This window comes from Cupriavidus sp. FW305-26 (assembly GCF_058787975.1).
On the sequence record NZ_JBYTAH010000015.1, the window covers coordinates 72,749 to 81,914 of the forward strand.

At 66.7% G+C, this 9,166-nt stretch carries 9 protein-coding genes; 2 read left to right on the forward strand and 7 right to left on the reverse strand.

Annotated elements, in window-relative coordinates; translation table 11 throughout:
* Positions 1-36: 36 nt before the first annotated feature.
* The 4 genes from AC3WQZ_RS11520 to AC3WQZ_RS11535 are packed head-to-tail and all read right to left on the reverse strand — an operon-like array spanning position 37 to position 5,818.
* On the reverse strand, positions 37-1,698 hold the full coding sequence (locus AC3WQZ_RS11520) for an ABC transporter ATP-binding protein (RefSeq protein ID WP_492299134.1): 1,662 nt from the start codon (positions 1,696-1,698) through the stop codon (positions 37-39).
* On the reverse strand, positions 1,695-2,831 hold the full coding sequence (locus AC3WQZ_RS11525) for an ABC transporter permease (RefSeq protein ID WP_010814275.1): 1,137 nt from the start codon (positions 2,829-2,831) through the stop codon (positions 1,695-1,697). Before AC3WQZ_RS11525 ends, AC3WQZ_RS11520 begins: the two co-directional genes overlap by 4 nt.
* Entirely contained in the window at positions 2,828-3,877 is a 1,050-nt protein-coding gene (locus tag AC3WQZ_RS11530) for a microcin C ABC transporter permease YejB (protein ID WP_010814276.1), read from the reverse strand. Before AC3WQZ_RS11530 ends, AC3WQZ_RS11525 begins: the two co-directional genes overlap by 4 nt.
* A gap of 39 nt (positions 3,878-3,916) precedes the next feature.
* A complete protein-coding gene (locus tag AC3WQZ_RS11535; protein ID WP_011615643.1) occupies positions 3,917-5,818 on the reverse strand; it encodes an extracellular solute-binding protein in 1,902 nt (633 codons plus the stop codon).
* 211 nt (positions 5,819-6,029) lie between these two features.
* Here AC3WQZ_RS11535 and fabI point away from each other — a divergent pair, with 211 nt between their 5' ends.
* Complete coding sequence (gene fabI / locus AC3WQZ_RS11540; protein WP_010814278.1) at positions 6,030-6,818, forward strand: enoyl-ACP reductase FabI; 789 nt, start codon at positions 6,030-6,032, stop codon at positions 6,816-6,818.
* 105 nt (positions 6,819-6,923) lie between these two features.
* Here the strand turns inward: fabI and AC3WQZ_RS11545 are convergent, their stop codons facing one another.
* From AC3WQZ_RS11545 to AC3WQZ_RS11555, 3 genes are all read right to left on the reverse strand, one after another.
* Positions 6,924-8,174, reverse strand: a complete 1,251-nt coding sequence (locus AC3WQZ_RS11545; RefSeq protein WP_010814279.1) for an MFS transporter — start codon at positions 8,172-8,174, stop codon at positions 6,924-6,926.
* A 160-nt stretch (positions 8,175-8,334) separates the two neighbouring features.
* Positions 8,335-8,505 carry a hypothetical protein gene (locus tag AC3WQZ_RS11550; RefSeq protein ID WP_010814280.1) on the reverse strand — a complete coding sequence of 57 codons (171 nt, stop codon included), beginning with the start codon at positions 8,503-8,505 and terminating at the stop codon, positions 8,335-8,337.
* Positions 8,502-8,636 (reverse strand): hypothetical protein, encoded by a 135-nt coding sequence (locus tag AC3WQZ_RS11555; protein ID WP_013957262.1) that lies wholly within the window; start codon positions 8,634-8,636, stop codon positions 8,502-8,504. Before AC3WQZ_RS11555 ends, AC3WQZ_RS11550 begins: the two co-directional genes overlap by 4 nt.
* A gap of 225 nt (positions 8,637-8,861) precedes the next feature.
* Here AC3WQZ_RS11555 and AC3WQZ_RS11560 point away from each other — a divergent pair, with 225 nt between their 5' ends.
* On the forward strand, positions 8,862-9,113 hold the full coding sequence (locus tag AC3WQZ_RS11560) for a DUF1488 family protein (protein ID WP_010814281.1): 252 nt from the start codon (positions 8,862-8,864) through the stop codon (positions 9,111-9,113).
* The last annotated feature ends 53 nt before the right edge of the window (positions 9,114-9,166 follow it).

Consider the following 9,166-nt stretch of genomic DNA (forward strand, 5'->3'; position numbering starts at 1 on the left):
CGGGGCCGCGGCGTTGCTGCGCCGCACACCTCCGGGTCAGCCAGCGCCGACCTGCGCCGCCGCCATCAGCTTGCGCGTATAGGGGTGCCGGGGTGCGCCCAGCACCGCTTCGGTGTCGCCGGCCTCGACCACCTCCCCTGCCTTCATCACGAAAACCCGATGCGCCATGGCCCGGATCACCGCCAGGTCATGGCTGATGAACAGGTAGGTGAGGTTGTACTTGTGCTGCAGCTGGGACAGCAGCGCCAGCACCTGCTGCTGGATCGACACGTCCAGCGCCGAGGTGGGCTCGTCCAGCACCAGGATCTGCGGCTTGAGGATCAGCACCCGGGCAATGGCGATGCGCTGCCGCTGCCCGCCCGAGAATTCATGCGGATAGCGGCCCAGCGCGGTGCGGTCCAGGCCGACCTCGCGCAGGGCTTCGATCACGCGCTGGCGCGTGCCCTCGTGCGACAGCCCGGGCTGGTGCAGCGCCAGGCCTTCGCCGACGATCTGCTCGATGGTCATGCGCGGCGCCAGCGAGCCGAACGGGTCCTGGAACACCACCTGCATGCGCGCGCGCAACTGGCGGCGATCGTCGCGCGTGGCGGTGTCGAAGCTGCGGCCGAGGAAATGGATGGTGCCGCCGCTCTTGCGCTGCAGCGCCAGCACGGTATGCGCCAGCGTGGTCTTGCCCGAACCGGACTCGCCGACGATGCCGACGGTCTCGCCCTCGCGCAGCTGGAAGTCCACGTCCTTGACCGCCGCAAACTGGTCCTTGCCGAACCAGCCGGCCAGCCCGCGGCGCTTGCGCGCGTAGTTGACGCTCAGCTTGCGCGCTTCCAGCAGCACCGGCGCCAGCGGCACCAGCGGCAGCACCTCGCGCCTGGGGCGGCTGTCGATCAGCTTGCGGGTGTAGGGGTGCTGGGGGGCGGCAAACACCTGCGCGGTCTCGCCGGTCTCGACCAGCACGCCCTTCTCCATCACGCCCACGCGCTGGGCAAAGGAACGCACCAGGTTGAGGTCATGGGTGATCAGCATCACCGCCATGCCGAACTCGGCCTGCAGGTCACGCAGCAGGTCCATGATCTGGGCGCGGATGGTCACGTCCAGCGCCGTGGTCGGCTCGTCGGCGAGCAGCAGCTTGGGGCGGCAGGCCAGCGCCATGGCGATCATGGCGCGCTGGCGCTGACCGCCCGAGAGCTGGTGCGGGAAGCTGTCGAAGCGGTGCGCGGCGTCGCTAATGCCGGTGCGCTCCAGCAGCGCGATGGCGCGCTCGCGCGCGGCGCGGCGGTCCAGGCCCTCGTGCAGCGCCAGCGTCTCGACGATCTGGTTGCCGATGGTGTACAGCGGGTTGAGCGCCGTCATCGGCTCCTGGAAAATCATCGCGATCTCGGCGCCGCGGATGCCGCGCATCTCGCGGTCCGACACCTCCAGCAGGTTCTTGCCCTCGAAGCGGATCGCGCCGTCGTAGTAGGCGTCTTCCACCAGCCGCAGCATCGCCAGCGCGGTCACGGTCTTGCCCGAGCCCGACTCGCCCACCAGCGCGTAGCGCTCGCCCGCGCGCAGGTCGAAGCTGACTTCACGCACGGCACGGGTGGCATGCTCGCCGTGGCCGAAGGTGACGGAAAGTTTGTCGACGCACATCAGCGTGGAACCGGGCGCCGGCGCCGCGGCCGGCGCCACGGCCGGCTGGATCACGGGAGACACCGCGGTCATGGCGTGGCCTCCGGTGCCGCCCCGGTCGGCGCGCCGGCCGGGATCTTGGGTTCGACCCGGCCGCGCAGCGCCGCCAGGCCCAGGCGGGTATCGAAGGCATCGCGCAGCGCGTCGCCCATGAAGGTCAGCAGCAGCAGCGTGACCACCAGCACCGCGAAGGTCGACAGCGAAATCCACCACGCATCCAGGTTGGCCTTGCCCTGCGCCAGCAGCTCGCCCAGGCTGGGCGTGGTCGGCGGCACGCCCATGCCGAGGAAGTCCAGGCTGGTCAGCGCCAGGATCGCGGCGCTCATGCGGAACGGCAGGAAGGTGATCACCGGGGTCAGGCTGTTAGGCAGGATATGGCGCCACATGATCTGCACGTTGGACAGGCCCAGCGCGCGCGCGGCCTTGACGTAGTCGAGCGAGCGGTTGCGGTAGAACTCGGCGCGCACGTAGTCGGACAGGCCCATCCAGCCGAACAGCGACAGCAGGATAATCAGCAGCGCCAGGCTGGGCTCGAAGATCGAGGCAAAGATGATCAGCAGGTACAGCTCCGGCATCGAGCTCCAGATCTCGATGGCACGCTGCGAGAACAGGTCGAAGCGCCCGCCGAAGAAGCCCATCAGCGCCCCGGTCAGCGTGCCCACCAGCACCCCGATCACGGTCAGCGCCAGGCTGAACAGCACCGACACGCGGAAGCCGTACAGCAGCCGGGCCAGGATGTCGCGGCCGCGGTCGTCGGTGCCCAGCCAGTTCTCTGCCGACGGCGGCGCCGGGTTGGGCTCCTTGGCAAAGTAGTTGAGCGAGTCGTACGAATAATGGTTCAGCGGGAACACCGCGAAGTTGCCGTTGGTGGTGATGCGGTCGCGGATATACGGATCGAGGTAGTCCGCGGGCGTGGCGAAATCGCCGTCGAAGGTGGTTTCCGGGTAGACCTTGACGATGGGGAAATACCATTCGCCCTTGTAGTGCACCACCAGCGGCCGGTTGCTGGACAGCAGCTCGGCGCCCAGGCTCAGCACGAAGATGACCACGAAGATCACCAGGCTCCAGTAGCCGCGCCGGTTGCGGCGAAAGCGCTGCCAGGCGCGCTGGCGCGGCGAAGGCGAATGCGGCAGCCCGTTGGGGGCCGCGTGCGTGAACAGTTTCATCGGTGCAAGCCCTCGAAATGGATGCGCGGGTCCACCAGCACGTAGCAGACATCGGAGATCAGGCGCGTGACCAGCCCGATCAGCGTGAACAGGTAGAGCGTGCCCAGCACCACCGGATAGTCGCGCCGCAGCACCGCCTCATAGGACAGCAGGCCCAGCCCGTCGAGCGAGAACAGCGTCTCGATCAGCAGCGAGCCGGTGAAGAAGGCGCCGATGAACGCGGCCGGGAATCCCGTCACCAGCGGGATCAGCGCGTTGCGGAACACGTGCTTCCACAGCACGCGGCGCTCGCCCAGGCCCTTGGCGCGCGCGGTCAGCACGTATTGCTTGCGGATTTCCTCAAGGAAGGCATTCTTGGTCAGCATGGTGACCACCGCGAAGCTGCCCACCACCGATGCCGTGATCGGCAGCACCAGGTGCCACAGGTAGTCCATCACCTTGCCCATCAGCGAGAGCTGCTCCCAGTTGTCGGAGGTCAGCCCGCGCAGCGGGAACCACTGCACGAAGGTGCCGCCGCCGAACAGCACCAGCAGCAGCACGCCCAGCACGAAGCCGGGGATGGCATAGCCCACCAGCACGATGATGCTGGTCACCACGTCAAAGCGGCTGCCCGCGCGGATGGCCTTGGAAATGCCCAGCGGCACCGATATCAGGTAGGTCAGGAAGAAGGTCCACAAACCCAGGCTGACCGACACCGGCAGCTTGGACTTGACCAGCTCCCACACGCTGCGGTGCTGGAAATAGCTCTGGCCCAGGTCGAACTGGGCAAAGCGCTTGAGCATCAGGAAGTAGCGCTCCAGCGGCGGTTTGTCAAAGCCATACAGGGCCTGGATCTCCTTGATCTTCTCGGGGTCGACGCCGCGCCGCCCGCGGTATTCGGCGCCACCGCCGCTGGCTTCGCCGGCACCGCCCCGCCCTTTCAGTTCCATCATCATCTGCTCGACCGGGCCACCCGGCACGAACTGGATCACCACGAAGGTCAGCGTGATGACCCCGATCAACGTCGGGATCATCAGCAGAATGCGCTTGAGCAGGTAGGCAAGCATCGGCCGGTCCTCTTCCTTGTCTTGTTCGCAGCGGGCGCGTCAGCGTGCCTGCGGCTGCAGGTCCGTGCGCCACCATTGGCTCAGGATCCAGCCTTCGGCCGTGTAGTAATAGGGAAGGCGCTCCGGGTAGGCCAGCGTCTTGCGGTAGGACACGCGGTGCGATGCGCTGTACCAGTTCGGCACGATGTAGTAGCCATGCATCAGCACCCGGTCCAGCGCCCGCCCGGCGGTGACCAGTTCCTGCCGGGTATGGGCGTGCAAGACGTTATCCACCAACTTGTCGACCACGGGCGACTTCAGCCCGAACAGGTTGTCCGAGCCCGGCGTGCCGGCCGCCTCGCTGGAAAAGCGGTCGCGCAGCTCGTTGCCGGGGCTTTGCGAGTCGGGAAAGCGGATCGACACCATGTCGAAGTCGAAATCCTCCAGCCGCTTCTGGTACAGCGCAAAGTCCGTGGTGCGCTGGTTCACCTGGATACCAAGCTTCTCCAGGTTGCGCACATAGGTGGTGATGACGCGGCTCATGGCGCCGCCGTCGTCGAGGAACTCGAACACCAGCGTCTCGCCCTTGGCGTTGCGCAGCGCGCCATCCGTATAGGTCCAGCCGGCCTGGGCCAGCAGGCGCCGTGCCTGGCGCAGGTTGTCGCGCAGCGAACGCGGCGCCGCAGTGCTGGGCTGGACCACGTCCGGGCCGAACACCTCCGGCGGCAATTCCGCACGCAGCGGCTCAAGCAACGCCAGCTCGCCCGGGCTGGGCCGGCCATCGAAGGTGGCGCTGGCGGCCAGCTCGCTGTTGGAGAACCAGCTGTCCAGCCGCCTGTAGGCGCCGTAGAACAACTGCCGGTTCAGCCATTCGAAGTCCAGCGCAAGGATCAGGGCCTGGCGCACGCGCACGTCCTGGAACACCGGCTTGCGCATATTCATCACGAAGCCCTGCATGCCTGCACCGTTGCGGTGCGGGAACTCGGTCTTCAGCAGCTCGCCGTTGCGAAAGCGGGTGCCCTGGTAGCTCTTGGCCCAGTTCTTGGCCTTGTATTCGACGATGGCGTCGAACTCCCCTGCCTTGAATGCCTCGAGCTTGGCGGTCTCGTCCTTGTACAGGCGGTAGGCCACGCGCGCGAAATTGAAGGTGCCGCGGCGCACCGCGAGATCCTTGCCCCAGTACTTCGGGTCGCGCTGGAAGATGATGCCGCGGCCGGCGTCATAGCGCTCGATCAGGTAGGGGCCACTGGTGACCGGCGGCTCGAAGGTCAGCTTCTCGAACGGAACCTTGGCCGTCCATTTCTTCGAGAACACCGGCAGCGAGCCTACGATCAGCGGCAGCTCGCGGTTGCGCTGCTTGAATTCGAAGCGCACTGTGCGCTCGCCAGCGACGATCACCGCCTTCACATCGGTGCACATGCTGCGATAGCCCGGACTCGAGGCCTTGCTCATCAGCATGTCATAAGAATATTTGACATCCGACGCCAGCACCGGGTCGCCATTGGAGAAGCGCGCCTGGGGCCGGATGGTGAACGTGACCGACAGCTCGTCCGGCGCCACCGTGACATCCTCGGCGAGCAAGCCATAGGCGCTCGCGCTCTCGTCGGCGCTGCTGATCAGCAGCGACTCGAACATCAGCGCGTTCAGGCCGGGCGCCGACGTGCCCTTCAGCGTGAACGGATTGAACTTGTCGAAACTGGTGCGCCGGTCCGGATTGGCGAGTGTCAGCGTGCCGCCGGCGGGTGCATTGGGATTGGCATAGTCGAAATGCCGGAAATCCGCCTGGTACTTCAGGTCCCCGTGCAGCGCGAAGCCATGCGCCGCCAGCGCCGGATTGGAAAAGAGAGAGACCCCCGCCGCCAGCGCCATCGCCAGCCCGCTTGCAACCCAACCGCGCAGTACCGCATCCCGCCGGAAGCACTGCCATGCCGCCTGAAGCGGCCAACGTGCTTGAATAGGCATCCCGTTGGATTCCTCCACTATGACCTGTGGGGCCCGGCATTCTGTGGCCGGGCCAAGTATGAGACAATTTTACATGTGTCCGGGGTGGCGCCAGCCATCCGGACATTCCCTCTGCGCGGCGCAATAAAAACGACCGCAAGACAGCAAAGGCACGCACACGGCCGCACGGCGGACGCACGAAGCGTGCCTGATACACCACCTTGGAGAACTTATGGGATTTCTGGCAGGTAAGCGGATCCTGATCACCGGCTTGCTCTCTAACCGGTCGATCGCCTATGGCATCGCATCGGCGTGCAAACGCGAAGGCGCCGAACTGGCCTTCACCTATGTCGGCGAACGGTTCAAGGACCGGATCAGCGACTTTGCCAAGGAATTCGGCAGCGACCTGGTGTTCGAATGCGACGTCGGCAGCGACGAGCAGATCGCCGCGACCTTCGCCGCGCTGGGCCAGCGCTGGGATAAGTTCGACGGCCTGGTGCACTCGATCGGCTTCGCGCCGCGCGAGGCGATCGCCGGCGACTTCCTGGAAGGCCTGTCGCGCGAAGGTTTCCGCATCGCCCATGACATCTCCGCCTACAGCTTCCCGGCGCTGGCCAAGGCCGCGCTGCCGCTGCTGTCGGACAAGGCCTCGCTGCTGACGCTGACCTACCTGGGCGCAGAGCGCGTGGTTCCCAACTACAACACCATGGGCCTGGCCAAGGCCTCGCTGGAAGCCAGCGTGCGCTACCTGGCCTCGTCGGTCGGTCCGCGTGGCATCCGCGCCAACGGCATCTCCGCCGGCCCGATCAAGACCCTGGCCGCCTCGGGCATCAAGGGCTTCGGCAAGCTGCTCGGCCACTTCGAGCAGGCCGCGCCGCTGCGCCGCAACGTCACCATCGAAGAAGTCGGCAACGTGGCCGCCTTCCTGCTGTCCGACCTGGCCAGCGGCGTGACCGGTGAGATCACCTATGTCGACGGCGGCTTCAACGTGGTCGGCGCCAGCGTCGCGGACGCAGAGTAAGCCCGTCCCGCCAGCGGACCGCGGATGAAAAAGGGGTGCCCGATGAGGCACCCCTTTTTTTTGTTCCTTGCAGACCTGTGCGCGCACCCACCAGGTCCGCCTGCATCACGCCTGCGCCGCGACTGGCGCGCCCTGCCGGCCCATGCTCAGCATCGACCACGCATAGACCACCAGGCCGCCCAGCGCCAGCAGCAGGCCGACCCAGCCGGTGGACTCCCAGCCGTAGCCGGCGGCAATGGTCACCCCGCCCAGCCACGCGCCGAGCGCGTTGGCCATGTTGAAGGCCGAGTGGTTGAGGGCCGCGGCCAGCGTCTGCGCGTCGCCGGAGACATCCATCAGCCGGATCTGCAAGGCCGGGCCCAGTGCCACCGTGGTGCCCACCAGCAGCACATTGATGGCAGCCAGCCAGGGATGCGACGCGGTCAAGGCGAAGGCGCCCAGCACCAGCGCCGCCCACACCAGCACGCCGCCGATGGTCGGCATCAACGCCTTGTCGGCCAGCTTCGCGCCGGCAAGGTTGCCCGCCACCGTGCCGATGCCGAACAAGGCCAGCACCACCGGGATACCCGCCGCCGGCATATGCGCCAGCTCGAGCATGGTCGGCTTGATATAGCTGAACACCGAGAACATGCCGCCGAAGCCGATCGCGCCGATACCGAGCGTCAGCCAGACCTGCTTGCGCTTGAGCGCCGACAGCTCGCGCAGCGGGCTGGCACGCCGGTCGGCCGGCACGAACGGGACCCACCGCCACACCAGCAGCGCCGTCAGTGCACCGAGGGCACCGACAATCACGAAGGCCGAGCGCCAGCCCAGCCAGGTGCCGACCGTGGCGGCGATCGGCACGCCCACCAGCGTGGCAGTGGTCAGGCCCAGCATCACCAGCCCCACCGCCTGCGCGCGCCGTTCGCGCGGGACCAGGCTGGCGGCCACCAGCGCCGCCACGCCAAAGTACGTGCCATGCGGAAAACCCGTGAGCAGGCGCGCCACCATCATCGACAGATAGGAAGGCGCCAGCGCGCTGGCGATATTGCCGGCGGCAAACACCGCCATCAGCGCGATCAGCAGGTTGCGCCGCGGCCAGCGCGCGCCCAGCACCGCCAGCAGCGGCGCGCCGATGACCACGCCCAGCGCATAGGCGCTGATCAGGTGGCCGGCTTGCGGGATGGAGATGGCGAGGTCGCTGGCGGCATCGGGCAGCAGGCCCATGATGACGAATTCGCCGGTGCCGATGCCGAAGCTGCCGACCCCGAGCGCCAGCAGCGGCAGGCGGCCGGATGGATTGCTATCGCGGAAAGAAACGGAAGTGTCTGCGCCGCGGACGGGATCCGCGGCGGAATGTGCATGTGGGGCGGCCATGTACAGGATTGCAGGATGTTCAACAAAATGCCGCCCGCTGACGGGCGAGGTCAGTGCCCTCGCCTCTGATCGATCCAGCGTGCTCCTGTGCGGCGCGCAGGCTGTATTGTGCGGCAAAACCGCAAATCTTGCCCGCGCCGGCCTGACTGGCCGGCGTTGCTTACTTGGTCACGTGGACCAGCCGGTGCCACCAGTACCGAAGCGAGTGCTTCGCTATGCCGAACACCGGCTTGTGGTGGATGCCCACCCGGATGATGTAGCCGTAGACCCCGACCAACGCGGCCAGGAACACAAGGGACCAGACGACCCCTGCACTGTCGGTCTCAGTCATTTCTTCTTCTTGGCGACCTCATCGTGCCCGCGAAACTGGACCGTGCTGAAGGGTGAGGCCGGCACGGATGGCTTTTTCGGTTGCTTGGGTTTCTTGGCTTCGCGGCTGCTGCGTAGTTGACTCTTGGCCATGATGGGCTCCTGAATGGCTTGCCTGGAGATAATGGCAATCCCAGCATACGCGCTAAATCGCCGGCGAAGGAAATATCTTTCGCGAAGAACGCGCCATGCGCTCCAGCAGGCCGCAGGGACACATGCCCAGCTTGCGGGAAACAGGCGCATACTGGGGGCGGCAGCACCGGCTGGCGCCAGCAAGCCCAACACGCACGGCGTACCGTGACCGGACAGGAGTCTGCAATGGCACTGAATTTTCCCAATCCCAGCCGCAGCTACGATGCGGCGCGGCACTGCGTTTGCTTCTGGGGCTACGACAACGCGCGCGAAGTGGCCTTTCAGGTCACTGACGAAATCCTTCTGCGCCTGAGCCACCAGGGTGCCGCGGAAGAATCCGCCCTTCTCGCCACCTTCGACCATCATCGGGACCAGATCCTGCAACTGGCCAGGGACCTCTACAACCCCGGGGAACGTACCACCTACACGATTTCCTGACCGGGAAAACGCAGCGGGGGGGGGGGGGGGGGGGGGGGGGGGGGGGGGGGGGG